This is a genomic window from Nocardia puris (assembly GCF_003315035.1).
Classification (GTDB): domain Bacteria; phylum Actinomycetota; class Actinomycetes; order Mycobacteriales; family Mycobacteriaceae; genus Nocardia; species Nocardia puris.
The window spans coordinates 205,093-231,761 of the sequence record NZ_QNRE01000007.1; the positions used below are offsets into that span (position 1 = coordinate 205,093).

At 71.3% G+C, this 26,669-nt stretch carries 22 protein-coding genes; 14 read left to right on the forward strand and 8 right to left on the reverse strand.

The features are described 5' to 3' along the window. Positions 1–59: 59 nt before the first annotated feature. The 3 genes from DFR74_RS19650 to DFR74_RS19660 all read right to left on the reverse strand — a co-directional run bounded on the left by DFR74_RS19650 (position 60) and on the right by DFR74_RS19660 (position 4,108). A complete protein-coding gene (locus tag DFR74_RS19650; protein ID WP_067506756.1) occupies positions 60–2,357 on the reverse strand; it encodes a HelD family protein in 2,298 nt (765 codons plus the stop codon). A gap of 75 nt (positions 2,358–2,432) precedes the next feature. Next, positions 2,433–2,777 (reverse strand): antibiotic biosynthesis monooxygenase family protein, encoded by a 345-nt coding sequence (locus DFR74_RS19655; protein WP_067506753.1) that lies wholly within the window; start codon positions 2,775–2,777, stop codon positions 2,433–2,435. After that, a complete protein-coding gene (locus DFR74_RS19660; protein ID WP_067506750.1) occupies positions 2,774–4,108 on the reverse strand; it encodes a diguanylate cyclase domain-containing protein in 1,335 nt (444 codons plus the stop codon). The genes DFR74_RS19655 and DFR74_RS19660 overlap by 4 nt, the downstream gene beginning before the upstream one ends. A gap of 214 nt (positions 4,109–4,322) precedes the next feature. Between DFR74_RS19660 and DFR74_RS19665 the strand changes: the two genes are divergently transcribed. After that, the gene (locus DFR74_RS19665) at positions 4,323–5,516 is read left to right on the forward strand and encodes a beta-ketoacyl synthase N-terminal-like domain-containing protein (protein ID WP_228815435.1); all 1,194 of its coding nucleotides are present in this window, start codon (positions 4,323–4,325) and stop codon (positions 5,514–5,516) included. A gap of 178 nt (positions 5,517–5,694) precedes the next feature. On the opposite strand, the gene DFR74_RS19670 is transcribed toward DFR74_RS19665, so the two are convergent. Next, positions 5,695–7,422, reverse strand: a complete 1,728-nt coding sequence (locus DFR74_RS19670; RefSeq protein ID WP_067506743.1) for a sensor histidine kinase — start codon at positions 7,420–7,422, stop codon at positions 5,695–5,697. A 150-nt stretch (positions 7,423–7,572) separates the two neighbouring features. Between DFR74_RS19670 and DFR74_RS19675 the strand changes: the two genes are divergently transcribed. Beyond that, positions 7,573–8,367, forward strand: a complete 795-nt coding sequence (locus DFR74_RS19675; RefSeq protein WP_084537456.1) for a sigma 54 modulation/S30EA ribosomal C-terminal domain-containing protein — start codon at positions 7,573–7,575, stop codon at positions 8,365–8,367. Between the two features lie 13 nt (positions 8,368–8,380). On the opposite strand, the gene DFR74_RS19680 is transcribed toward DFR74_RS19675, so the two are convergent. After that, entirely contained in the window at positions 8,381–9,013 is a 633-nt protein-coding gene (locus DFR74_RS19680) for a response regulator (RefSeq protein WP_067506740.1), read from the reverse strand. 222 nt (positions 9,014–9,235) lie between these two features. On the opposite strand from DFR74_RS19680, the gene DFR74_RS19685 reads away from it, so the two are divergent. Together DFR74_RS19685 and uvrA are read left to right on the forward strand one after the other, a co-directional pair. Continuing rightward, on the forward strand, positions 9,236–11,272 hold the full coding sequence (locus DFR74_RS19685; protein WP_067506736.1) for an amylo-alpha-1,6-glucosidase: 2,037 nt from the start codon (positions 9,236–9,238) through the stop codon (positions 11,270–11,272). A 118-nt stretch (positions 11,273–11,390) separates the two neighbouring features. Beyond that, complete coding sequence (uvrA, locus tag DFR74_RS19690) at positions 11,391–14,399, forward strand: excinuclease ABC subunit UvrA (protein ID WP_067506733.1); 3,009 nt, start codon at positions 11,391–11,393, stop codon at positions 14,397–14,399. 530 nt (positions 14,400–14,929) lie between these two features. Here the strand turns inward: uvrA and DFR74_RS19695 are convergent. From DFR74_RS19695 to DFR74_RS19705, 3 genes are all read right to left on the reverse strand, one after another. Beyond that, positions 14,930–15,637: an alpha/beta fold hydrolase gene (locus DFR74_RS19695; protein ID WP_067506731.1), complete on the reverse strand. Its 708-nt coding sequence runs from the start codon at positions 15,635–15,637 to the stop codon at positions 14,930–14,932. A gap of 417 nt (positions 15,638–16,054) precedes the next feature. Further along, entirely contained in the window at positions 16,055–16,396 is a 342-nt protein-coding gene (locus DFR74_RS19700) for a DUF1844 domain-containing protein (RefSeq protein WP_067506726.1), read from the reverse strand. A 4-nt stretch (positions 16,397–16,400) separates the two neighbouring features. After that, positions 16,401–16,919 (reverse strand): DinB family protein, encoded by a 519-nt coding sequence (locus tag DFR74_RS19705; RefSeq protein ID WP_067506724.1) that lies wholly within the window; start codon positions 16,917–16,919, stop codon positions 16,401–16,403. A gap of 349 nt (positions 16,920–17,268) precedes the next feature. On the opposite strand from DFR74_RS19705, the gene infC reads away from it, so the two are divergent. The 10 genes from infC (at position 17,269) to DFR74_RS19755 (ending at position 26,616) form a co-directional block, all read left to right on the forward strand. Next, positions 17,269–17,922, forward strand: a complete 654-nt coding sequence (gene infC, locus DFR74_RS19710; RefSeq protein WP_084537460.1) for a translation initiation factor IF-3 — start codon at positions 17,269–17,271, stop codon at positions 17,920–17,922. A gap of 74 nt (positions 17,923–17,996) precedes the next feature. After that, positions 17,997–18,191, forward strand: a complete 195-nt coding sequence (gene rpmI / locus DFR74_RS19715) for a 50S ribosomal protein L35 (RefSeq protein ID WP_067506831.1) — start codon at positions 17,997–17,999, stop codon at positions 18,189–18,191. A gap of 83 nt (positions 18,192–18,274) precedes the next feature. Further along, positions 18,275–18,655 carry a 50S ribosomal protein L20 gene (gene rplT, locus DFR74_RS19720; protein ID WP_067506715.1) on the forward strand — a complete coding sequence of 127 codons (381 nt, stop codon included), beginning with the start codon at positions 18,275–18,277 and terminating at the stop codon, positions 18,653–18,655. A 2-nt stretch (positions 18,656–18,657) separates the two neighbouring features. Then, on the forward strand, positions 18,658–19,485 hold the full coding sequence (locus DFR74_RS19725) for a TrmH family RNA methyltransferase (RefSeq protein WP_067506712.1): 828 nt from the start codon (positions 18,658–18,660) through the stop codon (positions 19,483–19,485). 107 nt (positions 19,486–19,592) lie between these two features. Continuing rightward, entirely contained in the window at positions 19,593–20,657 is a 1,065-nt protein-coding gene (gene pheS / locus DFR74_RS19730) for a phenylalanine--tRNA ligase subunit alpha (RefSeq protein ID WP_067506709.1), read from the forward strand. A 33-nt stretch (positions 20,658–20,690) separates the two neighbouring features. Next, entirely contained in the window at positions 20,691–23,207 is a 2,517-nt protein-coding gene (gene pheT, locus DFR74_RS19735; RefSeq protein ID WP_067506705.1) for a phenylalanine--tRNA ligase subunit beta, read from the forward strand. A gap of 142 nt (positions 23,208–23,349) precedes the next feature. Continuing rightward, complete coding sequence (locus DFR74_RS19740) at positions 23,350–24,147, forward strand: crotonase/enoyl-CoA hydratase family protein (RefSeq protein WP_067506702.1); 798 nt, start codon at positions 23,350–23,352, stop codon at positions 24,145–24,147. Between the two features lie 58 nt (positions 24,148–24,205). Next, a complete protein-coding gene (locus tag DFR74_RS19745; protein ID WP_067506699.1) occupies positions 24,206–24,988 on the forward strand; it encodes an alpha/beta hydrolase in 783 nt (260 codons plus the stop codon). Positions 24,989–25,045: 57 nt separating this feature from the next. Continuing rightward, positions 25,046–25,537, forward strand: coding sequence for a hypothetical protein (locus tag DFR74_RS19750; protein WP_195125859.1), 492 nt, complete (start codon positions 25,046–25,048; stop codon positions 25,535–25,537). Between the two features lie 47 nt (positions 25,538–25,584). Then, positions 25,585–26,616: a hypothetical protein gene (locus DFR74_RS19755; RefSeq protein WP_067506696.1), complete on the forward strand. Its 1,032-nt coding sequence runs from the start codon at positions 25,585–25,587 to the stop codon at positions 26,614–26,616. Positions 26,617–26,669 lie beyond the last annotated feature (53 nt).

Below are 26,669 nucleotides of genomic sequence, written 5' to 3' on the forward strand. Positions count from 1 at the left end.
CGTCACCGCCGAAGGCCCCGCGCCGCACGCCGAGTGCGACGCGGGGCCTTCGTGCGTTCTCACCGCAGCGCGGCCAGCACCTCCGGCAACTCCTCGGAGTGCACCACCGCGAGCCGCTGGGTGGCGCGGGTCAGCGCGACGTACAGGTCGTTGAGCCCGCGCGGCGACTCCGCCAGGATCTGCCCCGGCTCCACCAGGTACACCGCGTCGAACTCCAGGCCCTTGACGTCGTGCACGGTGAGCACGCGCACCGATTCGCCCGCCACGTCGCCCAGTTCGGCCACCAGCGGGTGCGGCGCGATGACCGCCGTGGTGCCCGGCCCGCGCTCCTGCGCGACCAGGCGCGTGACCGTCTCGCGCACCCGCTCGGCCGGGACCCGGTGCGCGCGCGGCGGATTGCCGGTCTCGCGCACCGACCGCGGTGCCGACGCGCCGGGGTCGATCGCGGCGAGCACGTCGGCCGCGACCGCCATGATCTCGGCGGGCGTGCGGTAGTTCACCGTGAGTTCGGTGAGCTTCCAGCGTTGCGCCACATAGGGTTCCAGCATCCGCTGCCACGACGACGCGCCCGCCGGATCGCCCGTCTGCGCGACATCGCCCACCACGGTGATCCACCGGTTCGGGATGCGGCGCATCACCATGCGCCACGCCATCTCCGACAGCTCCTGCGCCTCGTCCACGATGACGTGCCCGTAGGTCCAGGTGCGGTCGCCCGCGGCGCGTTCGGCGGTGGTCTGGCGGGCGCGCACGTCCTGGCGCTCGGCGAGCTGGCTCGCGTCGATGAGGTCGTAGGCCATCAGGATCTCGGGGTCGAGTTCGTCCTCGAGATCCTGCGGTGCGGAACCGGTGAGGATGTCCAGGGCGTCCTGCGCCTCGGCCAGCTGCGCGCGCCAGCGGCGGCGGGCGCGCTCGCGCTCCTCGGTGTCGTCCACGCCGAGCAGTTCGGCCAGTTCGTCCAGCAGCGGCGCGTCGGCGGCGCTGAACTCGCCGCTGGCGGGGCGCACGAGTTCCGCGCGGTCCTGCTCCGGCATCGACCCGGCGACCCGGGTCAGGCGCTCGGGATCGGCGAACAGGTCGCTGAGCACCTGCTGGGGCGACAGGATCGGCCAGAGCCGCCCGATCGCGGCCTGCACCTCGGGATCGGACTTCATCTCGTCGCGGATCTCGGCCAGATCGGTGCGGCTGAGCAAACTCGGGCCGCCGGAGAGGTCGGCGCCCATGGTCTGGGCGAGCTGGTCGGTGAGCGCGTCGATCACCGAACTCGCGAAGATCGGGCGGGCCAGGTTGTGCGGGCGGCGCGAGGAGCGGGCCCGGCCGCGCGCCTTGGTGGCGATCTTCTTGTCCAGCGTCACCGGGTAGCCGTCGAAACTGAGCCGGATCGGCTGGGCGGGCACTTCCTGACGGTCGCGCACCGCCTGTTTGAGCACGTCCACGATGGCCAGTGAGCCCTTGATCTCGCCGGCCCGCAGCGAATCCTCGCGGGTCGCCTTCACCCCCGGATACAGATCACCGATGGTGGACAGCAGTACACCGGTCTCGCCGAGCGAGGGCAGCACCTGGCCGATGTAGTCGAGGAAGGTGGCGTTGGGGCCGATGATCAGCACGCCGCTCTTGGCCAGCTGCTGGCGGAACGTGTAGAGCAGGTAGGCGGCGCGGTGCAGCGCGACGGCGGTCTTGCCGGTGCCTGGCCCGCCCTGCACGACGAGCACGCTCTTGTGCTCGGAGCGGATGATGGCGTCCTGCTCGCTCTGGATGGTCTCCACGATGTCGTTCATGTGACCGGTGCGCGCCGCGTTGAGCGCCGTGAGCAGCGCGCTCTCGCTGCCGACGCCGGCCGCGCCGTCGGCGATCCCGGCCCGCCGCGCCGCGTCCAGGTCCAGGTACTCGTCGTTGACGGCGGTGACCTTGCGGTTGCGGGTGCGCAGGTGACGGCGCCGGGTGACGCCGTCGGGCGCGGCGGTGGTGGCCAGGTAGAACGGGCGGGCCAGCGGCGCGCGCCAGTCCAGCAGCAGGGTGGCGTAGTCGTCCTGCTCGTCGAGAATGCCGAGCCTGCCGATGTAGCGGGGTTCGTCGTCGCCGTCGAGGTCGATGCGGCCGAAACACAGGCCGTGTTCGGCGGCGTCGTATTTGGCCAGGTCCTCGGTGTAGAGCTGGGTGAACGATTCGCGTTCGCTGCGGGCCTGCGGGGTGCCACCGTTCTCCAGCAGCACGGTGCGCAGCCGGTTCTCGGCGTAGCTGCGCATCCCGTCGAGGCGGTCGTAGAGCACCGTCAGGTAGTCCTGCTCGGCGTCGATCTCGCGGTTCCGCTCGGCGGTGCCCTCGGTCGCGGCACGGTCCCTGGTGAAGCGGTCGGGCAAACTGAACTCCTTGTCACCGCGATGAGCCGGGCGTGCGCCGATCCTTGCGCACGCGCGAAAACAGAACTGTCGAGTCTACTGCGCCGCGGGCGGGTGCGCCGTCGTCGCAGGTCCGGTGGGTGCGTCGGCGAGACGCACCGGGGCGTAGTGGCGGACGTCGGGGAACGGGTCGTAGAAGTGGTGCAGCAGTTCCTTCCAGCGCCGGTACTGCGGGGAGCCGCGGAAGCCGACCACGTGATCGGCGAGCGTGTCCCATTCGACGAGCAGCAGGTAGTGGCCGGGTTCCTCCACGCACCGCGACAGCGAGAGCGACCGGAATCCGGGCATGCCCGCGATGATCGGGCGCGCCTCGGCGAACGCGGTTTCGAAGGCGTCGGCGAGCTCCGGCCGGACCGGCAGCAGCGCCTGTTCGATGATCATCCGGTCGAGCCGGTGCGCGCTTTGGCCACGCCGCTCTCCCGGTGGCCGGGCGGTTTGGCCTGGTACATGGCCTGATCGGCGTCGTGCAGGACGGCCTCGGGCGTGCGGCGGTCGCCGGGGGTGAGTTCGGTCACGCCGATGGAGGCGTCCACGGCGATGCGATGGCCGCGCGCCACGATCGGCTCGGACATGGTGGTGCGCAGACGCGTGACCAGGGTGTCCACGTCGACGCGTCGCCCGCGCCCGGCCAGCAGCACCAGGAACTCGTCGCCGCCCAGCCTGCCGACCAGGTCGTCGCCGCGCAGCGCGCGCTGGAGCCGCTGCGCCACGATCTGCAGGACGGTGTCGCCGATGGCGTGGCCGAGGGTGTCGTTGATCGCCTTGAATCCGTCCAGGTCGATGAACAGCACCGTCGAGTAGGGCAGGTCCGAATCGGTGGCCAGGGTCGCCGCCAGCCGCGACAGCACCAGCGACCGGTTCGCCAGCCCGGTGAGCGAATCGTGGGTGGCCTGGTATTCGAGTTGCCGCCTGCTGGCGCGGAATTCGGTGATGTCGGCGAACGACGACACCGCGGGGGAGTGCGGATCGCCCGGGTTGAGCAGGCGGCTGCTGCCCGAGAGCCAGCGCCGCTGCCCGTCCAGGCGATCTATGCCGAAAATGTATCCCGAGACGGTCTCGCCGGTGGCCAGCGTGCGCGCCATCGGGTGGCGGGCCGGCGGCAGCGGCTGGGCGTTGGCGTCGAGCAGGGTGAGCGGCAGATCCTCGATGGAACGCCCGACGATGACGTCGTCGCGCTCGTGCTCGCCGCCGAAGATCCGGCGCGCCGCCGGGTTGGCCGACTCGATGCGCCCGGACCGGTCGATCACGACCACGCCCTCCTCCAGCTGCGACACCACGGTGGTGAAGTGCTGTTCGGCGCGGCGCTGGGCGTCCTCGGCGGCGCGCTGCGCGGTCAGATCGTGGATGACGACCTGGTAGGCGTGGTGGTCGTGCCACGGGGTGAGCACCGACACCGTCTCCACCGGCACCGATTCGCCGTCCAGGCGCAGCAGCCGCATCTCGGTGGGCGCCGAGGCCGCGCCCGAGGTGGTGAGTTTGGCGATGCGGTCGAGCATGGCGGGCACCGAGTCGGGGTGCACGAACCGGGTGAGGGGTTTGCCGACGATCTGCTCCGCGCGCTCGGCGGCGAGCAGGCGGACGGTGGCCTGGTTGACGTAGACGACGATGCCGTGCTCGTGCACGCAGATCCCGTCGGGGGTGTGTTCGACCAGGGAGCGGTAGCGCTGAGCGAGTTGCTCGGCGTCCGCGATGCCGTCGGTCCTCTCACCCACTCGTCAACCCCCGATCGTCGACAGTCCTACTGCTATCTCAACACGGGTCTATTGTTGTGTCGACGCGCGAGAAATCACATCGTCGACGCGTTTGCTCGGATCACGGTTCGGGCACTTCATCGGGTCCGGTCCGGTGATCATTACAGACCGGGTTCCCCGGGGAGCAGGTCGGACCGAGGGGGTCCGGCCCGGGAGCCGCCGAAGGAGCGATGATATGCCGGGCGCTCATCCGCCGCAGCAGGATTCTATGTCGATCGCCGGTGTCGGCGTGGTCACCGGGTACGGGTGGGGGCGCGAGTCCCTGTGGGATGGTTTGCTGAGCGGGAAGGCCGCGGCGCAATTGGAACCCGGTTACGGGCCGGGACGCGACGAACAAGCGTGGGTCGCCCTGGTCTCCGACGGCGGCGATCCCGCGATCAGCACCAGCCGGTACGGGCGCGCCGTGCACGAGGCCGCGCGCGAGGCGATCGCCGACGCCCACGACCGCGGCTGGCGGCCGGGCCGCACCGTCGGCCTGCTGCACGCCATCGTGCTGGGCGACGTGGTGAATTGGCGCGATTTCTACCTGATCGACGAGGGGCACCGCCGCTCCCGCGATTACATGCGGCTGCTGCCGTCCACGCCGATCTCGGTGGTGATGCAGGAGTACGGATTCCACGGACCGTCGATGAACGTGTCGGCGGCGTGCAGCTCGGCCAACGTCGCGCTCATCACCGCGAAACTGTGGCTGGACAGCGGCATCGCCGACGACGTGATCTGCGTGGCCACCGATATGTCGGCCACCCCCGACATGGTCGAGCACTTCGTGCGCCTCGGCGCGGCCGTCACCGACAGCGATCCGCTGGAGGCGTGCCGTCCCTTCCAAGAGGGCAGCCGCGGGTTCGGCTTCGCGGAGGCGTCGGTGGCGTTCGTGCTCACCCGGCGCGCCGAGAGACCGTACGCCGCCGTGCTCGGCGGCGGCATGACCAACGACGCTTATCACGTGGTCTCGGTGGACCCCGGCCACACGCACATCCTCGACTGCGCCGCGCGGGCGCTGGCCGCGGCCGGCGTCACCGCCGACGACATCGCCTATCTGAACGCGCACGGCACCGGTACCGCGCAATGCGAAGCGGCCGAACGAGCCCTGCTCACCGGGGTGCTCGGCGACCGCGCGCGCCCGTACGCGCTCAAGCCGCTCACCGGCCACAGCCAGGGCGCGGCCGCCGCCGTCGAGGTCGCGGTCGCGGCGATGGCCTACGAACGGGGCGTACTACCGGCCCCGCCGATCGTCTCCCCGGTGCACCACCCGCTGCTCCTGGATGGGCCGACGCCGCTCGAGGGGGGCTTGACGCTGAAGTCCTCGCTTGGCATGGGCGGGCACAACTCGATGCTGGTGCTCGGGCCGTCCGGCTACTCGCGGGGCTGATGGTGCTCGGTCCGTTCGGCCAGCCGGGCGGCTGATGGCGCTTGGTCCGTTCGGCTACCGGCGCGGCTGACCGTGCTTCGGTCTGTTGGGCTACTCGCGGTTGACGGTGCTCGGGCTGTCGGGCTGTCGGCGCGGGCGACGGCGCCTCGGACCCCCGACTCTCGCTCGACCCCCGCGCTCAGTCCGCGGGCAGCGGCACCGTCCAGCACAGCCGTGTCCCGGGCAGCCCGGTGCCCTCGGCGGGACGGTCGGCGGCCGTGAGGGTGAACTGCCCGCCGGCCTTCTGCGCGCGCTGTTCCAGATTGCGCAGCCCGCTGCGAACCACGTGGTGCGGCACGCCCCAGCCGTTGTCGGTGACCACGATGGTGAGGTCGTCGGCGACGGTGATCTCCACCCCGACGATATCGGCCCCGGAATGGCGCACCGCGTTGCTCACCGCCTCGCGCACCACCGCCTCGGCGTGGTCGGCGAGTTCGGCCTCCACCACCGACAGCGGGCCGCTCACCTGCACGGTCGCGCGCAGCGAGGTGTCGGCGGTCTGCTGACGCACGGCATGTTCGATGCGCTGCTGCAAGGTCGGCCCGTCGCCGCCGCTGTGCAGGTCGAAGATGGAGCTGCGGATCTCCTCCACCACCTCCTGCAACTCGTTGATCGAACCCGAAAGGCGCTGGCGCACTTCGGGAACCATCGCCTTGGGCAGCGCGCCCTGCAAGGTCAGGCCGATGGCGAACAACCGCTGGATGACGTGGTCGTGCAGGTCGCGGGCGATGCGGTCGCGATCGGCGAACAGGTCCAGCTCCCGCATCCGGCGCTGGGTGTCGGCGAGCTGCATGGCCAGCGCGGCCTGATCGGTGAACGCGGCCGTCAGCTCCACCAGTTCGTCCGGATAGGGCGCCGAGTCGGCCGGGCGCACCGCGACGAGCACGCCCAGCGTGGCGTCGGGCGTGCACAGCGGCAGGATCAGCACCGGACCCACGTCGGCGAGCGGGACGCCGAGGTCGATGCGCGCCGCGTCGTCGAACCGCAGCGGCGTGCGGCGGGTGAACGCCTCGCCGAGCGCGGTGGCCTCGGTGGCGATCAACCAGCCCTCGTGTCCGGAACCGGGCCCCGACCAGTGCGTGAGCACCAGTTCGTCGGTGTCCTCGTCGGCGTCGCAGCCGGCCAGGAAGCAGCGGTGCGAGCCGGTCAGCGCGCGGGCGTGGTCCACCACGTGGGTGAGCACCCGGTCGGAGGCGGTGCCCGCCAGGAACTCGGTGGCGATATCGCGGGTGGCCTCGATCCACGCCTGCCTGGTGCGCGCCGACTCGTAGAGGCGCGCGTTGTCCACCGCGATGCCCGCGGCGGCGGCCAGCGCCTGCACCAGCACGTCGTCGTCCTCGGTGAACGGGTGCCCGCCCGCCTTCTCGGTGAGGTACAGGCTGCCGAACACCTCGTCGCGGATGCGCACCGGCACGCCGAGGAACGTGTGCATCGGCGGATGCCCCTCGGGGAAGCCGACCGACTCCGGATGACGCGTGAGATCGTCCAGGCGAAGGGGTTTCGCGCGGCTGAACACCGCGCCGAGCACGCCGTGCCCGGCGGGCAGCTTCCCGATGCGCTCCCGGGTGATCTCGTCCATGCCCTCGTCGAGGAACTGCACGACCTGTCCGTCGTGGCCGCGCACCGCCAGCGCGCCGTAGCGGGCGTCGACCAGGCTGGTCGCGGTGCGCACGATGGCGCGCAGCGTGTCGTCCAGGTCCAGTCCGGAGGTGACGGTGAGCATGGCCTCGACCAGGCCGTCCATCCGGTCGCGGGAGTCGATGATCAGCTCGACCCGCTCCTTGACCTCGCTCAGCAACTCGCGCAGGCGCAGTTGCGAGAGCGTGTCACGCACCGAGTACAGCCCGTTACCGCTGTCTTCGGTCATCCGGTGTGTCCTGTCCGTGGGCGCGTGATCGGCGCGCCCACCAGTCTAATTCGCGAGTCTGTTCCCGATCAGAGGACTTTCGGCCCTGTTCGCGACGGCGTCACGGAGGTGGGATATGCGCACTGGGTGATTTGAGAGTAGAGGTGTCCTATGTATTCATCGCGCTCGCTGTACTCCTCGGAACACTGGTCCAGCGCCGCCGACCCCGATCTGGCGGTGACCACCCGCGGTGCGGTGCCGCCCGCCGATGTGACGAGGGCGGTGCGCGCGATCGGCCGCGTCCTGCGCCGCCACCACCTCGATGTGCCCGCCCGCGTCCGGGTGACCGCGCCGCCCGAGCCGGACGCGCCCACCGTGGTGCAGGCCAACGTGCGCCTGCACGACACCCCGGCGCGCGTGCAGGTCACCGGGCCGCGCGGTTTCGCGGTGACCTTCGCGGTGGAGCGGCTGGACCGCCAGCTCACTCGCCTACTGGCCAGGCAGAGCCGGGACTGGCCCGATCCGGCGCGCCCGCCGCTGGCCGAGGTCACCGAGGAGCGCCCGATCATCCGGCGCAAGGAGTGCGAGCTGCTCACCGGCACCCCGTCGGAGGCCACGTCGGTGATGGACGCGATGGACTACGATGCCTACCTGTTCACCGACGCGCAGACCGGCGAGGACGCCGTCGTGCACTGGTCCGAACCGCTCGGCGTGCACCTGGTGCGCCAGCGCAGTGCGGTGCACCCGCTGGCGGCCGCCGACCGGCCGCTCACCGTGAGTTCCCTTCCGCTGACCGTGGATTCGGCGCCCGCGCCGCAGCTCACCGAGGACGAGGCCGCGCTGCGCCTGTGCCGCAACGGATTGCCGTTCCTGTTCTTCACCGAACGCGCCACCCAGCGCGGAAACCTGCTCTACCGCCGTTACGACGGCGATCTCACGCTCGTCACGCCCGCCGAGAACGCCTGAGCGGCAGTCGGTCTCAGCGCTCGCGCAGCTTCGACGCGAGCACCGCCGCCTGCGTGCGCCGCTCCATCCCCAGCTTCGCCAGCAGCCGGGACACGTAGTTCTTGACGGTCTTCTCCGCCAGGAACATGCGCGCCGCGATCTGCCGATTGGTCAGCCCCTCGCCGAGCAGCGCGAGCAGCCTGCGCTCCTGTTCGGTGAGACCGGCCAGCGGCCCGTCCTCGGTGACGCCGCCGCGCAGGCGCGCCTTGAGCGCGGTCGCGGCGCGGGTGTCCAGCAGCGAGCGGCCCGCGCCCACCGCCTTGATCGCCTCGGCCAGCTCCATGCCCTTGATGTTCTTCACCACGTAGCCGCCCGCACCGGCCAGGATCGCGTCCAGCATGGCGTGCTCGTCGGTGTAGGAGGTGAGGATCAGGCAGCGCAGGCCGTCGATCTCGGCGAGCAGGTCCCGGCACAGCTCGATGCCGTTACCGTCGGGCAGGCGCACATCGAGCACCGCCACGTCGGGGCGCAGCGACCGGATGCCCGACATCGCCTGTGCCACATCGCCCGCCTCGCCGATGACGGTGAGTTCGGGATCGCTCTCGAGTAGATCGATCAGGCCGCGTCGCACGATCTCGTGGTCGTCCACCAGGAATACCCTGAGCACCCCGGCCCTCCTCGCCGTCATCCCCCGAGCCAACCTAGCGCGTGCGCGCGCACCGCGTCCCGTGAACGGCCGCGCGAAAGCCGGTGGGCTTGTTGATCTTTCCGAGTATGCTGGACATCCGGTATCGCACGCACGGAAGTTGTAGCCGATGGTCCACTCGGCGGCAGGGGGTTCCACGGGGTCGGGTGGCGTGCGCGGGGCGCGATCACATGAGGTACCGGCATGAGCGCGCCGTCGGTGATGCTGGTCGAGGGGTCCACATTCTGCCTCAGCCGCGGCGGTGGCACGATCGCCGCCGACCGTGCCGAGGGACTGTTCGTCCGTGACACCCGCGTGCTGTCGGGCTGGCGGCTCACGGTGAACGGCCACGCCCCGCAACCGCTCGGCGTGCGCCCCGCCGAACCGTTCAGCGCCACCCTGCTGCTGCGCACCCCGCCGCCCGAGGGCCGGGCCGACAGCGCCGCCCTGGTCACCGTCGCGCGACACGTCGGCGACGGCATGCGCGAGGACCTCACCGTCCGCAACCTCGCGGGCACCGCGTTCGACTGCGTCCTCGCCCTAGAAGTGGACGCCGACTTCGCCGACCTCTTCGCTGTCAAGGACGGGCGCGACGCCGCCTGCGCCACCGAGATCCGTTGCGGCGAAGGCGCACTCGACATCGCGGCCGCACCGGGGCTCGCCGTCACCGTCCGCGCGGCCGGCGCCACCGCCGTGGGCCGCGCGCTGCGCTGGCGGTTGCGGCTCCCGCCGCGCGGCACCTGGACCGGCTGCGTCCAGTACCTGCCGCACCTCGGTGACGAGGAGATCACCCCCGGCCACCCGTGCGGCGTCGCCGTGGCCGACAGCGCGCCGGCGCGCCGGTTGCGCGACTGGTACGCATCCGCCCCGGTCGTCGGCACCGCCGACCACACGCTGTCGGCCGTGCTGCACCGCACCCTCGCCGATCTCGGCGCGCTGCGCCTCGCCGACGGCGACCGCACCGCCGTCGCGGCCGGCGCGCCCTGGTACATGGCGCTGTTCGGCCGCGACTCGCTGCTCACCTCGTGGATGTCACTGCCCCTGGACACCGCGCCCGCGCTCGGCACCCTGCGCACCCTCGCCGATCTCCAGGGCACCCGCGCGGACCCCGTCACCGAGGAACAGCCCGGACGCATCCCGCACGAGGTGCGCGTCGGGCGCGCCGCGGCCCGGCTGCCCGGGGGCGCGCCGGTCTACTACGGCACCGCCGACGCCACGCCGCTGTTCGTGATGCTCCTCGGCGAACTGAACCGCTGGGGCCTGGACCCGGCCGACCGCGACGCGCTGCTCCCGCACGCCGACCGCGCGATCGATTGGATCGAACGCTACGGCGACGCGGACGGCGACGGCTTCGTCGAATATCGCCGCACCGGCGACACCGGGCTCGGCAACCAGGGCTGGAAGGACTCGTGGGACGGCGTCACCTTCGCCGACGGCTCCCTGCCCGAGGCGCCCATCGCGCTCGCCGAGGTGCAGGGCTACGCCTACGCCGCCTACCTCGCCAGGGCCGCGCTCGCCGACGACACCGGCGACACCGCGACCGCCACCCGCCTGCGCGCCGCCGCCGCGCGCCTGAAGGAGGCGTTCGACGCGGCGTTCTGGCTGCCCGACCGCGGCTGGTACGCCCTGGGCCTGGATCGCGACAAGCGTCCCATCGACGCTCTCACCTCGAATATCGGCCACTGCCTGTGGACCGGCATCGCCGACGAGGACAAGGCCGCGCTCGTCGCCGACCGGCTGCTCGCCCCGGACATGTTCAGCGGCTGGGGCATCCGCACCCTGTCCGCGGAGATGGGCGCCTACAACCCCGTCAGCTACCACAACGGATCGGTGTGGCCGCACGACAACGCCCTGTGCGCCGCCGGGCTGGCCCGCTACGGATTCACCGCGCACGCGGCCCGCGTCGCCGAGGCCGTTCTCGACGCGGCCGCCCACTTCGACCACCGGTTGCCGGAACTGTTCTGCGGTTTCGATCGTTCGGAATTCGACGCACCCGTGCCGTATCCCACCTCCTGTTCGCCGCAGGCGTGGGCGGCCGCCGCGCCCCTGCTGTTCCTGCGCGCGCTGCTGCGGCTGGAACCCGAGGCCGACGGGGTGCGCGTCGCTCCGGCCGTGCCCGACCGGTACCTGCCGCTGCGCATCCGCGGCGTGCGGGTGGGGGCGGGCACGGTGCACGTCACCGTGGACGAGCGCGGCACCCGGGTGCGCGGCACCGCCGACGGGGTCCGCCGGGCCGGGTGAACCGGCGCCGGATCGTGCGCTTCGCCTCGCGCCGCGAAACTTGTCGGTGGTCGGGCCTAGCATGGCCAGCGGGGGTGTATCTGCACGTTCGACACACGATCGAGAAGGGACTGACCAGGTGGCGGAACGCCTCACTGTGCGCGGAGCTCGGGAGCACAACCTCAAGGGGGTCGACCTCGATCTGCCCCGCGACAGCCTGATCGTGTTCACCGGACTCTCCGGCTCCGGCAAATCCAGCCTCGCCTTCGACACCATCTTCGCCGAGGGCCAGCGCCGCTACGTCGAATCGCTGTCGGCCTACGCCCGCCAGTTCCTCGGCCAGATGGACAAACCCGACGTCGACTTCATCGAGGGGCTCTCGCCCGCGGTGTCCATCGACCAGAAGTCCACCAACCGCAACCCGCGGTCCACCGTCGGCACCATCACCGAGGTGTACGACTACCTGCGCCTGCTCTACGCGCGCGCGGGCACCCCGCACTGCCCGGTCTGCGGCGAGCTCATCGCCAAGCAGACCCCGCAGCAGATCGTCGACCAGGTGCTGGCCATGCCCGAGGGCACCAAATTCCAGGTGCTCGCGCCGGTGGTGCGCACCCGCAAGGGCGAGTTCGTGGACCTGTTCGACCAGCTCAACACCCAGGGCTACTCGCGCGTGCGGGTCGACGGCGTGGTCTACCCCCTCACCGATCCGCCGAAGCTGAAGAAGCAGGAGAAGCACGACGTCGAGGTGGTCGTGGACCGCCTCACCGTCAAGCCCACCTCCAAACAGCGCCTCACCGACTCGATCGAGACGGCGCTGCGCCTGGCCGACGGCATCGTCGTGCTGGACTTCGTGGACCGCGACGAGCACGCCCACGACCGGGAGCGCCGCTTCTCCGAGAAGCTGGCCTGCCCCAACGGCCACCCCCTCGACATCGAGGATCTCGAACCGCGCTCGTTCTCCTTCAACTCGCCCTACGGCGCCTGCCCCGACTGCACCGGACTCGGCATCCGCAAGGAGGTCGACCCCGACCTGGTGGTCCCCGACCCCGACCTGAGCCTGGCCGAGGGCGCCATCGCGCCGTGGTCGCGCGGGCAGACCGCCGAGTACTTCAACCGCCTGCTCGCCGGCCTGGCGGAGGCGGTCGGGTTCTCCATGGACACCCCGTGGCGGGACCTGCCGCTCAAGGCGCGCAAGGCCGTGCTCGAGGGCAGCGCCGACCAGGTGCACGTCTCCTACACCAACCGCTACGGCCGCAAGCGGTCGTACTACGCCGATTTCGAAGGCGTGATGCCGTTCCTGCAGCGGCGCATGGAGAACACCGAGTCCGAGCAGATGAAGGAGCACTACGACGGGTACATGCGCGATATCCCGTGCCCCGTCTGCAACGGCGCGCGGCTGCGCCCGGAGATCCTGGCCGTCACCATCGCCTCGGGCGGGGAGCGCAAGTCCATCGCCGACGTGAGCGATCTCTCCATCGGCGACTGCTCGGCGTTCCTGAACGCGCTCACACTGGGGGAGCGGGAGGCCGCGATCGCGGGCCAGGTGCTCAAGGAGGTGCAGGCGCGGCTCGGCTTCCTGCTCGACGTCGGCCTCGAGTACCTCACCCTGTCGCGGGCGGCGGCCACGCTGTCCGGCGGTGAGGCGCAGCGCATCCGCTTGGCCACCCAGATCGGGTCCGGTCTGGTCGGCGTGCTCTACGTGCTGGACGAGCCCTCCATCGGCCTGCACCAGCGCGACAACCGCCGCCTCATCGAAACCCTCACGCGCCTGAAGAATCTCGGCAACACCCTGATCGTGGTCGAACACGACGAGGACACCATCCGCGCCTCGGACTGGGTGGTCGACATCGGCCCGCTCGCCGGCGAACACGGCGGCCGGGTGGTGCACAGCGGTCCGTACCAGGAACTGCTCACCGACCCGGACTCGCTCACCGGCGCCTACCTCGCGGGCCGCGAGCGCATCGAGGTGCCGATGGTGCGCCGCCCGGTCGACAAGAAGCGCAAGCTCACCGTCGTCGGCGCCACCGAGCACAACCTGAAGGGCATCGACGTGTCCTTCCCGCTGGGCGTGCTCACCGCCGTCACCGGCGTCTCCGGATCGGGCAAGTCCACGCTCGTCAACGACATCCTCGCCACCGTGCTGGCCAACAAGCTCAACGGCGCGCGCCAGGTGCCCGGCCGCCACACCCGCGTCAACGGGCTCGACCACCTGGACAAGCTGGTGCAGGTCGACCAGTCGCCCATCGGGCGCACGCCGCGCTCCAACCCGGCCACCTACACCGGCGTGTTCGACAAGATCCGCACCCTGTTCGCGGCCACCACCGAGGCGAAGGTGCGCGGCTACCAGCCGGGCCGGTTCTCGTTCAACGTCAAGGGCGGGCGCTGCGAGGCGTGCTCCGGCGACGGCACCCTCAAGATCGAGATGAACTTCCTGCCCGACGTGTACGTCCCGTGCGAGGTGTGCCAGGGCGCGCGCTACAACCGGGAAACCCTCGAGGTGCACTACAAGGGCAAGACCATCGCCGAGGTGCTGGACATGCCCATCGAGGTGGCGGCCGAGTTCTTCGAGCCGGTCACCTCGATCCACCGCTACCTCAAGACCCTGGTCGACGTCGGTCTCGGGTACGTGCGCCTCGGCCAGAGCGCGCCCACCCTGTCCGGCGGCGAGGCGCAGCGCGTGAAGCTGGCGGCGGAGTTGCAGAAGCGCTCCACCGGCCGCACCGTCTACATCCTGGACGAGCCCACCACCGGCCTGCACTTCGAGGACATCCGCAAGCTGCTGGGCGTGATCAACGGCCTGGTCGACAAGGGCAACACGGTGATCGTCATCGAGCACAACCTCGACGTCATCAAGACCGCCGACTGGGTGGTGGACATGGGGCCCGAGGGCGGTTCGGGCGGTGGCACCGTCGTCGCCGAGGGCACACCGGAAGACGTCGCCGCCGTCGCGGACAGCTACACGGGGCAGTTCCTGAAGGAAGCGCTCGCCGAGGGCGCCCGCGCCGTCCCCGCGAAGGCGCCGGCGAAGAAGGCGCCCGCCAAGAAGACGGCGGCGAAGAAGGCCCCGGCCAAGAAGGCGGTGGCCAAGGCGCCCGCCGAGACGGCGGTGGCGAAGAAGCTCGCGCGGAAGGCCGCCGCCTTGCGCTGAGGTTCGCCGCGTCGACTGTGACTGTGCCGCATCGGATCACCGGTGCGGCACAGTGCTTTTCGTGGCGCGCGGTTGGGTGGCGGGGTGGTGCTGGACGGGGCGGCCGGACCGGGTTGCCGAAAAGCTGGACAGAAGTGAAACAAGCGTGTGTAAGATCGGCTCACCGTGTCGGGTTGCGTCCCGGACAGTTGCGGTAAGTGAACACGGCCCGGGTTGTCGTCATGCCCGAAAGCCGTTGGGAAGGAAAGGAACACCCCCATGGAAGGCGTGGATATCGCCGCGCTGGTCGCGCAGATCTTGGCATTTCTGAGCGGCGGCTCGTCCCTCAACTACACCCCCGGCGCCTGAGCGCCCAGCGAAAGGAACCACCACCATGGACACCGGCAGCTCCGGCCTGACCAGCCTTTTCCAGGCGCTGGCCCAAGCCATCGCCACCGGCTCATCGATCTCGGTCACCCCGGGACTCTGAGCGGGTCACCGACCCGGGGGCGGGGTGCGGCCGAACGGCCCACCCCGCCCTTGTCGTCGGCTCACTCCACCGTGGCGGCGTCGATGAGGTCGGCCAGCTTCTTCGCCTCCGACCACATCGGCCAGTGGCCGGTGGGGAGGTCGAGGAGGGTGACGTCGGCGAGGCGGTCGATCTCCTCGAAGGCAGGCGCTTCGCCGCTCGCGCTGAGCTGGCGGACCAACTCGGCCGTGATGCTGGTGCACACGACGGTCGTCGGCACCCGGAGGCGGGCGGGTGAATCACTCAGGCGCAGTGGGGCTCCCGCGATGCTCGCCGGCTCCGACACGGCCCGCTCGCGGAACCGCGCCAGCGCGGCCTCGTCCAAGCCGTCGAGGCTGGTGCCCTCGGACTCGAACAGCTCCCAGTCCGGCAGCGGGTATTCCGTGGCGTCGCCGAGGTCGCCCTTGATGACGAACCCGTCACGCACCGGCGCGGCGTCCACGTACACCGCGCGGCGGAACCGGTCCGGCGCGTAGTCGGTGGCGAGGTAGGCGGCGGATGCTCCACCCGAATGCGCCACCACCACAACGTCTTCCGCGTCGCCGGCGGCGTCCAGGATCGCGCGGGCCTGCTGCTCGAAGGTCGCCGTGAAGCGATCGGGGTCGGCCGGGTCCCGGCCGGGCGGGGTCAGCGCGACCACGTCGTGCCCGCGCCCGCGCAGGTCGGCCGCGACCTCGTCCCACGCCCACGCGCCGAGCCAGAATCCGGGTACCAGAACGATCCGCGCCATCCCTACAGCATGCCGGAGGATCTACCGCCCGGGCGACCGAGGACACGGCCCTCGAGGTGACGGGCTCAGTTCCCGCCGTCGTCGCGAGCCGAGTGTGGGCCGACGGACCGAAGGGGCGGCCGCAGCGGGCCGCCCGCACAGTGCGGTCGCGGACACCTCCGGCGCGCAGACGCTCCGCCGCTGCCCTCGCCGCTCGAATGCGCATCCGCCGTGGGTCTCGGCGGCGCGATCCTGGGCCGACCGTCAGCGCGGTGCCGTCGTCTCGGACGGCGCGGTGCGCCAGGGGATTCGGGGCTGTCCCGACCTCGAGCCGGTCTCACCGAGCCGGCATCCCTTGGGGTGCCGCCGACCACAACGTCCGAAGTCGCAGTGGCCGCGGTGTCGGCCCACCAGATCGCGGAATGGCCCGACAGTCCCTCAGTACACCGGCCCGGTGTACTTCTCACCCGGTCCCTGCCCCGGCGCGTCCGGATGCGCCGACGCCTCCCGGAACGCGCGCTGCAACGACTGCAACCCTTCCCGGATCGGACCGGCGTGCGGCCCCAGGTACTCCACGGACGCGGTGACCAGCCCGGCGAGCGCGGTGATGACGCGGCGCGCCTCGTCCAGGTCGCGGTAGGGGCTGTTGTCGGGATCGGCGTCGCCGAGCCCCAGCTTCTCCGCCGCGGAACTCATCAGCATCACGGCCGCGCGGCTGATCACCTCGACGGAGGGGATGTCGGCCAGTTCGCGCACGGAGGTGTCGGGCTCGTCAGTCATGCCCTCAGGCTAGCGAGGCCGTTCGCAGCAGCCGGAGCTGCCCGATCTCGGCGACGTTCTTCATCAGTTCGGCGTTCACCCATCCGGCGAGGTGGGTGCCGGTGAGCCCGGCGTCGGCCGGCCACGGGTAGGCGGACGGCCGGTCCGGATCCGCCTCCGCCAGCGCGGCGACCCACGCGTCGCGCAACGCGTCGAGCCGGGCGACAGCCGCCGCGCCGCTCCCGGCCCAGTACACGTCTTCCCGCTCGGGTGGCGTCTCGCCGCGCAGGTGCGCGAGCGCCGTGCTCCACCACCAGTCGATGTGCCAGGTGAGCCAGGCGATCGTGGGCACGGGGATCGGGTCGGGCTCCACCTCGGCCCAATCCGGCCGCCAGCGGCCGTCCGCGCCACGGTGTACCGTCCAGACGAGACCGGCCGGTTCCCACAGGACGTCGTCCTCGGTCAATACGTCGAGGTGATAGCGCGCCAGCGCCCAGGTCAGCTCGAATTGCCAGGTCAACAGGTCGCGCGGGGGAGTGGGCACCGGGCGATCCTGGCACCGCAGCCGACCGTGGGCAACGGGATTTCGACCCGATTCGGCTATAGCGGTCGGCAATGCTAAACTTTTCGCCGACGACCGCCCCGGGGCGTCTGATGGAACTTGACATCGAACGACCACGGGGCCGATAAGTGGAGCCCGACTCCCACCGTTACCCGGCGAGCGATCGCACAGGGACAACGGTCCGGTCATCCGCCCTCCGGGGCCGGATTTCGCCCGCGGGACGCATCTCGCGCGGGCGAACCGATGCGGCGCATCGGTGATCGGTCGACTCGGGCCCCGTCACGGCGAAATACCGTGGCGGGGCTTCTGTGTTGAACAAGGGGTTGCAGTTATTGCGGGGGTCGTCACGACGACACCGCTTGACCTAGGAGGCCCCATCAGCACTGAGACCCGCATCAACGATCGCATCCGCGTTCCCGAGGTCCGACTCATCGGACCTGGCGGTGAGCAGGTTGGGATCGTGCGTGTTGAAGATGCGTTACGCGTCGCCCTCGAGGCCGATCTCGACTTGGTCGAGGTGGCCCCCGATGCCCGTCCGCCGGTCTGCAAGATCATGGACTACGGCAAGTTCAAATACGAGACGGCGCAGAAGGCGCGCGAGTCCCGGAAGAACCAGCAGCAGACCGTGATCAAGGAGCAGAAGCTCCGTCCCAAGATCGACGACCACGACTACGAGACCAAGAAGCGCAACGTCGTTCGCTTCCTCGAGGCCGGGTCCAAGGTCAAGGTGACGATCATGTTCCGCGGCCGCGAGCAGTCCAGACCCGAACTGGGTTTCCGGTTGCTGCAGCGCCTGGCCTCCGACGTCGCGGATCTGGGTTTCGTGGAGACCTCGGCCAAGCAGGACGGCCGCAACATGACCATGGTCCTCGCCCCCCACAAGGGCGCGAAGACCCGCGTGAAGGCGCAGCAGGAGTCGGGCCGCCCGGCGCCCGCGAACGCCGCACCGGCCGGTGAGACCCCGGCCGCGGGCCCGGCCGAATAGGTCGCGCTCGCGTAGCCATGACGAAGACACCGGCCGCCGATCCCGGCGGCCGGTACGACAGAACTGAGGAATCCATGCCGAAGCAGAAGAGCCACAGCGGCGCCTCGAAGCGTTTCAAGGTTTCGGGCCGGGGCAAGCTGCTGCGTCAGCAGGCGAACCGTCGCCACCTGTTCGAGCACAAGCCCTCCCGCCGGACGCGCCGCCTGGACGGCACGGAGGTCGTCGCGGCCGCCGACGTCCGCCGCGTGAAGAAGCTGCTCGGCATCTGACGGCGCCGCGACCGGATCTCCGGTCCGCCTCCCCGACCCACCCGGGCGCCGCACGCGCCCCCTATTCGATCAAGGACTGACCAGTGGCACGCGTCAAAAGGGCCGTCAACGCTCAGAAGAAGCGCCGTTCCATCCTCGAGGCCTCCAAGGGCTACCGGGGCCAGCGCTCGCGCCTGTACCGCAAGGCCAAGGAACAGCAGCTGCACTCGCTCACCTACGCCTACCGGGACCGCCGGGCGCGCAAGGGTGACTTCCGCAAGCTGTGGATCGCCCGCATCAACGCCGCGGCGCGCCTCAACGACATCACCTACAACCGCTTCATCCAGGGCCTGAAGGCCGCGGGTGTCGAGGTGGACCGCAAGATTCTGGCCGAGCTGGCCGTCTCCGACGCCGAGGCCTTCGCCGGCCTGGTAGCCGTGGCCAAGGCCGCGCTGCCCGCCGACGTCAACGCGCCCGCCGCCTGAGCTTGACCACGAGGCATCTCCCGGAACGACCCGCGGACGCGCTCTCCGAGCGCAATCCGCGGGTCGTTTCGGCTGTCAAGCTGCATCGCGCCGCGCAGCGCCGCAAGACCGGACAGTTCCTGGCCGAGGGCGCGAACGCCGTCACCGCCGCGCTGGAGACCGGGCGGGTGCGCGAGCTGTTCTACTCCGCGGCCGCCGCCGCGCGCGAGCACGAATTGGTCGCGGGCGCGGCGGCGTCGGGCGTGCGCACCACGCTGGTGAGCGACCGCGCCGCCGAGCATCTCGGCGAGACCGTCACCGCGCCGGGCCTGATCGCGGTCTGCGACGTGGTCGACGTGCCGCTCGCCGACATCCTGGGCACCGGTCCGCGCATGCTCGCGGTGCCCGTCGAGATCGCCGAACCCGGCAACGCGGGCACCCTCATCCGGGTCGCCGACGCGGTCGGCGCCGACGGCGTGCTGCTCGCGGGCGACACCGTCGACCCGCACAACGGCAAATGCGTCCGCGCCAGCGCGGGCAGCCTGTTCCACGTCCCGATCGCCCGCGAGCGCGACGTCACCGCCGCCCTCGACGCGCTCGCCGCGGCCGGGGTCACCCTGCTGGCCACCACCGCCACCGGCGAACTGGATCTCGACGACGCCGACGAGGTGTTCGCGGGCCCCGTGGCCTGGCTGTTCGGCAACGAGGCGCACGGGCTGGACCCGGCCGTCGCCGCCCGCGCCGACCACCGCGTCCGCATCCCCATCCACGGCCGCGCCGAGAGCCTCAACCTGGCCGCGGCGGCCGCGATCTGCCTGTACGCGGGGGCCAGGGTCCGGCACGCGGGGTAATCCGCGTGAAACGGGCGAAGGCGATCCCATAGGATTCCACCAGCAGCAATGTGGGTAGGCCATGAGCCGGACCCGCGCACCGATCCCCAGGGGAGAGACGAACGATCGTGGCCGACGACAGTACGGGAGTCGAGCAGCAAGACACGGCGCTGACCGAGGAGGCGCTGGCCGCCGCCGCGGCCGAGGCCGAGAAGGCGTTCGCCGCGGCCGCCGATCTGGACGCCCTCGCGGCGGCCAAGACCGAGCACATCGGCGGCAAATCCCCGATCGCGCTCGCCCAGCGCGCCCTGGGCGGCCTGCCCAAGTCGGAGAAGGCCGACGCGGGCAAGCGCGTGAATGTGGCCCGCACCCGGGTGTCGGAGGCGTTCGAGGCCCGCCGCGCCGTGCTGCTCGCCGAACGCGACGCCGCCGTGCTGGTCGCCGAGGCCATCGACGTCACGCTGCCCGCGCGGCGCACGGCGGTGGGCGCCCGGCACCCGATCACCGTGATCTCCGAGCAGGTCGCCGACGTGTTCGTCGCGATGGGCTGGGAGGTCGCCGAGGGTCCCGAGGTGGAGACCGAGCACTTCAACTTCGACGCGCTCAACTTCCTGCCCGACCACCCGGCCCGCACCATGCAGGACACCTTCCACATCGCGCCGGAGGGGTCGCGCCAGGTGCTGCGCACCCACACCTCGCCCGTGCAGGTGCGGTCGATGCTGGAGCGCGAGCTGCCGATCTACGTGGTGTGCCCCGGCCGCACGTTCCGCACCGACGAGCTGGATGCCACGCACACGCCGGTGTTCTCGCAGGTCGAAGGTCTGGCCGTCGACAAGGGCCTCACCATGGCGCATCTGCGCGGCACGCTGGACGCGTTCGCGCGGGCGCTGTTCGGCCCCGACACCCGCACCCGCATGCGGCCCAACTACTTCCCCTTCACCGAGCCGTCCGCCGAGGTGGACGTGTGGTTCCCGGACAAGAAGGGCGGCGCGGGCTGGGTCGAGTGGGGCGGCTGCGGCATGGTCAACCCGAAGGTGCTGATCGCCAGCGGCATCGACCCCGAGGTGTACAGCGGCTTCGCGTTCGGCATGGGGCTCGAGCGGACGCTGCAGTTCCGCAACGGCATTCCCGATATGCGCGACATCGTCGAGGGCGACGTGCGTTTCACGCTGCCCTTCGGCGTCCGGTCCTGACCTCACCCTTCGATCGAGAGAGCGAAACGTCAAGTGCGAGTAGCGCAGTCCTGGCTGACCGAGATCATCCGGCGGACCACGCCCGAGTGGTCGGTGACGCCGGAGGAGCTGGACGCCGGTTTCGTCCGCGTCGGCCTCGAGGTCGAGGAGGTCGACCGGCTGGAGCGGGTGACCGTCGCCCCCGGGGCGGAGGTGGACAAGCCGCTGGTCGTCGGCCGCGTCCTCGAGATCACCGAACTCACCGAGTTCAAGAAGCCGATCCGCTTCTGCAAGGTCGACGTCGGCAACCCCGACCCGCAGGAGATCGTCTGCGGCGCCACGAATTTCGCCGTCGGCGATCTGGTCGTCGTGGTGCTGCCCGGCGGTGTGCTGCCGGGCGGGTTCGCGATCTCCTCGCGCAAGACCTACGGGCACGTGTCGCACGGCATGATCTGCTCGGTGGCCGAACTCGGCATCGGCAAGGACCACTCCGGCATCCTGGTGCTGGAGCCGGGCACCGCCGAACCGGGCACCGACGCCAACGAGGTGCTCGGTCTCGATGACACGATCATCGAGCTGAACATCACGCCCGACCGCGGCTACTGCTTCTCGGTGCGCGGCCTCGCGCGCGAGCTGGCCTGCGGTTTCGATCTCGAGTACGCCGATCCGGCGGTGCGCTCGCTGCCCGACGACGAGCCCGACGCCTGGCCGGTGAAGGTGGAGCCGTCCTCGCTGTGCACCCGTTTCGGCGTGCGCCGCGTCACCGGCATCGACCCGGACGCGGTGAGCCCGTGGTGGTTGCAGCGCAGGCTGCTGCTCGCGGGTGTGCGCCCGATCTCGCCCGCGGTCGACGTCACCAACTACGTCATGCTGGAGCTGGGCCAGCCGCTGCACGCCTTCGACGAGGCGAAGCTGACCGGCGGCCTGGTGGTGCGCACCGCCAACAAGGGCGAGACCCTGCGCACCCTGGACGAGACCGAGCGGGTGCTCGACGCCGAGGATGTGGTGATCGCCGACGATTCCGGCGTGATCTCGCTGGCCGGCGTGATGGGCGGCGCCAGCACCGAGGTGGGTCCCGAGACCACCGACGTGGTGCTGGAGGCGGCCGTCTGGAATCCGCTGCTGGTCTACCGCACGGCGCGCAGGCACAAGCTGGTGTCGGAGGCCGGTAAGCGCTACGAGCGCGTGGTCGATCCCGAGATCAATATCGTCGCGCTGGACCGCGCCGCCACCCTGCTCGCCGAGATCGCCGGCGGCACCGTCGAACCAGTGCTCACCGACGTGCGCGTGCCGCTGCCGCCGACCGAACCGATCCGCATCGATATCGACCTGGCCGATCGCGTCGCGGGCGTGACCTACCCGACCGGCACCAGCGCGCGGCGGCTCGCCCAGATCGGGTGCACCGTCGAGGTGTCGGTGGACGAGGCGACCGGGCACGGCCAGCTCGTGGTCACCCCGCCGAGCTGGCGGCCGGACCTCACGCAGCCCGCCGACCTGGTGGAGGAGGTGCTGCGGCTGGAGGGCCTGGAGCAGATCCCGTCGGTCGTGCCGACCGCCCCGGCCGGGCGCGGGCTCACCGCCACCCAGCGGCGCCGTCGCGCGGTGAGCCGCGCGCTGGCCTTCGCCGGCGGCGTGGAAGTGCCGCCGCCGGTGTTCCTGCCCGCCGGCGTATTCGATGTGTGGGGTCTGGACGCCGACGATCCGCGACGCGTCACCACCCGCGTGCTCAACCCGCTGGACGTGGAACGCGCCGAGCTGGCCACCACGCTGCTGCCCGGTCTGCTGGAAGTGGCCGCCCGCAACATCTCTCGCGGCGCGCGCGACCTCACCCTGTACGGCATCGCGCAGGTGGTGCTGCCCGGCCCCGGCACCAGGGCGGTCGAGGCGCTGCCGGTGGATCGCCGTCCCACCGACGAGCAGATCGCCGAGCTCCTCGACTCGCTGCCCGCGCAGCCGGTGCACATCGGCGCGGTGCTGACCGGTCGCCGCGAGCCGCGCGGTCCGTGGGGTGGGGGCCGCCAGGCCGAGGCCGCCGACGCGTTCGCGCTCGCCGACGAGATCGCCGACGCCGCCGGCGTCACGATCGAGCGCCGTGCCGCCGCGTACCTGCCCTGGCATCCGGGCCGCTGCGCCGAACTGGTGGTGGAGGGCGAGGTCGTGGGTCACGCGGGCGAACTGCACCCGGCCGTGCTGGAGCGGGCGGGCCTGCCGCCGCGCACCTGCGCGCTGGAGCTGGACCTCGACGCACTGCCGCTGCGCGAATCCCGGCCGGTGCCGGTGGTGTCGCCGTTCCCCGCCGTCCTCCAGGACGTGTCGGTGAGCGTCGAGAAGGGCGTACCCGCCGCCGCCGTCGAGACCGCGCTGCGCTCGGGCGGCGGCGAGCTGCTCGAGGACGTCGCCCTGTTCGACGTGTACGAGGGCGCGCAGGCGGGGGAGGGGCGCAAGTCGCTCACCTACGCCCTGCGCTTCCGCGCGACCGACCGCACGCTCACCGAGGACGAGGCCAGCGCGGCGCGCGACGCGGCCGTCGCCTCGGCTGCCGACGCCGTCGGCGCGGTGCTGCGTAGCTGAGAGTTCCTGCGCTCCAACGGGTCCGGGTGGCGATCGCGCCGCCCGGACTCGTTGCCGTCCGGCCCGGGCGCGGAGGATCCTGTTATCGTCGGCGAGACGAACCCTCGCGCCCACGGCGGTCGCGATCCAGGCAGGAGCGGATATGTCGGACACTCTGGTGCTCGTCGAGCGGGACGGGCCCGTGACGACCATCGGCATCAACCGGCCCGAGGTGCGCAACGCGGTGAACCGGGCCACCGCCGAGGCGCTGGCCGACGCGTTCCGCGCCTTCGACGCCGACGACACCGCCTCGGTGGCCGTCCTCTACGGCGTCGGCGGCACGTTCTGCGCCGGCGCCGACCTCAAGGCCGTCGCGTCGGGTGAGCCGAACCGCCTGGACCCCGAGGGCGACGCGCCCATGGGCGTCTCCCGGATGCGGCTGTCCAAACCGGTGATCGCGGCGATCGCAGGCCACGCCGTCGCGGGCGGGCTCGAACTCGCGCTGTGGGCCGATCTGCGGGTGGCCGAGGACGACGCCGTGCTCGGGGTCTTCTGCCGCCGCTGGGGCGTGCCCCTCATCGACGGCGGCACCGTGCGCCTGCCCCGGCTCATCGGCGCGAGCCACGCCATGGACCTCGTGCTCACCGGCCGCGCGGTGCCCGCCGACGAGGCGCTGCGCATCGGGCTCGTCAACCGGACCGTCCCCACCGGCGAAAGTCTCAGCGCCGCGCGGCAACTCGCGCACGAACTGGCCGCCTTCCCGCAGACCTGTCTGCGCCACGACCGGCTGTCGCTGCTCGAACAGGAAGGGCTCGGCGAAGGGGACGCGCTGGCCAACGAGTTCCAGCACGGCCTTTCGTCGATCGCGGCCGATACCCTCACGGGCGCAACCCGTTTCGCGGAAGGCGCGGGGCGGCACGGTTCGTTCACGGAACACTCGATCATCGAACCACGCGGCTGAGCGCGCCGACAGGGGAGCGGCCACCGACAGACCTCTCACACCGGGGTAAGAAGGGACTATGCGACACCCGGCCACCCCGATCCTGCACGCGTTGACCTACCTGCCGCAGCACCGGGAACTCCTTCAGACACCCGCCGTGCTGGGGCTGGACTTCACCGAGGTCACACCGCGCACCGAGGACGGGGAAACGCTGCACGGCTGGTGGGTGCGGGCGCGCGAGCCGATCGGGCACGTGCTGTTCGCGCACGGCAACGCGGGCAATATCGGCGACCGGGTCGCGATCTTCGCGCTGCTCGCCGAGGCGGGCTTCGATGTGCTCGCCTTCGACTACCGCGGCTACGGCCGCAGCACCGGCCGTCCCACCGAACTCGGCACCTACCTCGACGCCCGCGCCGCCCGCAAGGCTCTCCTCGCGCAACCCGGCGTCGACCCGGAGCGCGTTCTCTACCTGGGCAAATCGCTCGGCGGGGGAGTGCTCACCGAACTGGCCACCGTCCACCCGCCGGCCGGGCTGATCCTCATGTCCACCTTCACCGGCCTGCGCGACGCCGCCACCTCGATCTACCCCTTCCTGCCCCGGCCCCTCGTCCCCGACGCCTACCCCACCCTGCGCCGCATCCCCACCCTGACCACCCCGGTCCTCATCGTCCACGGCGACCAGGACGAACTCCTTCCGCTCCGCCACGCCCAACGCCTGCACGCCGCCGCCCACCACCCCAAACGCCTCCACATCGTCCCCGGCGCCGGCCACAACGACGTCATCCCCCTGCTCGGCGCGGACTGGACCACCCTCCTACGCACCTGGACCGAGGAGATCCTGCCGGACCGCCGCGGTGCGTAGCCTGGATTCCGGAGGCCGGTTCGGTGCGGGTCGGCCCACAGTCAGGGAGGCGCGGAGATGAGTGAGGCTGCCGAGATCGAGGCGCGGTTGCGGGCGCTGACGGACCAGGAGCTGGTGGCGGTGCTGCGGGGCGCGGTCGAGGGGCGTGCCGCGCTCTGGGCGGTGCGCACCGCGCTCGACGAACTGGCCGGTGTCGGTCATGCCGACTCCGAGAAGAATGTGAGTCCCGACACGTCCGGTTCGGAGGCCGCGCAGGCGGATCCCGCATCCGGGCAGGTCGGGGGCATTTTTCCGGTACCGGCGGTACCGGTACCGCCGACCGGTATCCCGACGCCCGCCGCCGACCCCGGATATTCGCCCTCGGGGGTGCCGACTTTCGATTCGGTTCGCGATAAGGTCGAGCAGCGCTTCGGCGTCGCGCAGGGCATGGGTGAGCTGGACCGGCAGACCCCGGCGGGCCGCGGCGTCGAGGAACAGTTCGCCGCGCGTGAGAAGGCCGCGCGGGAACGCCTGGACCGGATACGGAAATCGTTGCGCGACACCGACTGACGTACCCCGGTCCGGCGTGCCGGAGCCAGTGGATGGGGTGCAGTGGTATGAGCGAGCCGCGTGAGATCGCCGAACGGCTACTCGACGCGCAGGTCGAATTCCTGCTCGCGGAGGTGACCGGCGACCGCTTCGCCGAAGTGGTCGCCCGCGATGTCGACACCGTGCTCGGCGTCGCCGACACGTTGATCTTCCGCGACGTGGTCGAGCTGGATCAGGCCAAGCAGACCGTCGCCACCGTCATCGACCTGATCGGCGGTAGTCCGGTGCTGGCCGACACCGTCGGCGTCTTCTCCGACACCATCTACGACCACATCGCCGAGAACGAGAGCTACACCCTCGGCCAGGTGGTGGACCGCGAGCCGGTGGAGGCGCTGCTGGAGAAGATCCTCGGCATGCACCAGGCCCAGGAACGCATCCTGGACCGGCTCACCGAGAGCCCGCTGGTGGCGACCGTCGCCTCGCGGTTCGTCGACAAGCTGGTCGGCGACTTCATGCAGGCCAATCTGGAGCGCGCCGAGAAGATCCCGGGCGTCTCCTCGCTGATGTCGCTGGGCCAGTCCGCGGCGAACCGGGCGAAGAAGGCCGCCGACGGCACCTTCGTCGGGGATCTGGCGGGCAAGGGTGCGCTGTTCGCGCTCAAGCGCACCAATAACGCGATCCGCGAGATGCTGCGCGACGCCCCGGTCCACTCGGCCGCCATGGAGTTCTGGGACCTGCACGCCGACGAGCCCGTCAGCGGCCTGCGCGACTACCTCACCAAGGCCGACCTGAACGAACTCGTGGTGCTCTGCTACGAGATCGCGGTCACCACCCGCGAGAAGGAGTACCTCGGCCTGCTGGTCGAGGAGTGCGTCGAGGTGTTCTACGCCAAGTACGGCGACTACACGCTGGCCGCGATGCTCCCCGAACTCGGGCTCACGGGCGAGGACATCGCCGCCGAGATCCTGCGCTACGGCCCGGCCGTGGTCGAGGGCGCCAAGCGAAACGGCGTGCTGGCCAAGCTGATTCGCGAGCGCCTGGAGCCGTTCTACCTGTCCGAGCCGGTGCTGTCGATCCTGGGCGAGGCGGCGAAGGGGTAGGCGGATCGGCCCGGCCGAACCGAAGGCCGGTCTCGCCTCGGGGGAGTGCGCCG

Coding starts and splice junctions, on each gene's coding strand:
- DFR74_RS19700 (WP_067506726.1), bottom strand. CDS start 16,396: ATGACTGACGAGCCCGACACCTCCGTGCGCGAACTGGCCGACATCCCC.
- DFR74_RS19675 (WP_084537456.1), top strand. CDS start 7,573: ATGTATTCATCGCGCTCGCTGTACTCCTCGGAACACTGGTCCAGCGCC.
- DFR74_RS19745 (WP_067506699.1), top strand. CDS start 24,206: ATGCGACACCCGGCCACCCCGATCCTGCACGCGTTGACCTACCTGCCG.
- DFR74_RS19670 (WP_067506743.1), bottom strand. CDS start 7,422: ATGACCGAAGACAGCGGTAACGGGCTGTACTCGGTGCGTGACACGCTC.
- DFR74_RS19740 (WP_067506702.1), top strand. CDS start 23,350: ATGTCGGACACTCTGGTGCTCGTCGAGCGGGACGGGCCCGTGACGACC.
- rpmI (WP_067506831.1), top strand. CDS start 17,997: ATGCCGAAGCAGAAGAGCCACAGCGGCGCCTCGAAGCGTTTCAAGGTT.
- DFR74_RS19655 (WP_067506753.1), bottom strand. CDS start 2,777: ATGATCATCGAACAGGCGCTGCTGCCGGTCCGGCCGGAGCTCGCCGAC.
- DFR74_RS19685 (WP_067506736.1), top strand. CDS start 9,236: ATGAGCGCGCCGTCGGTGATGCTGGTCGAGGGGTCCACATTCTGCCTC.
- DFR74_RS19695 (WP_067506731.1), bottom strand. CDS start 15,637: ATGGCGCGGATCGTTCTGGTACCCGGATTCTGGCTCGGCGCGTGGGCG.
- DFR74_RS19665 (WP_228815435.1), top strand. CDS start 4,323: ATGCCGGGCGCTCATCCGCCGCAGCAGGATTCTATGTCGATCGCCGGT.
- DFR74_RS19755 (WP_067506696.1), top strand. CDS start 25,585: ATGAGCGAGCCGCGTGAGATCGCCGAACGGCTACTCGACGCGCAGGTC.
- DFR74_RS19750 (WP_195125859.1), top strand. CDS start 25,046: ATGAGTGAGGCTGCCGAGATCGAGGCGCGGTTGCGGGCGCTGACGGAC.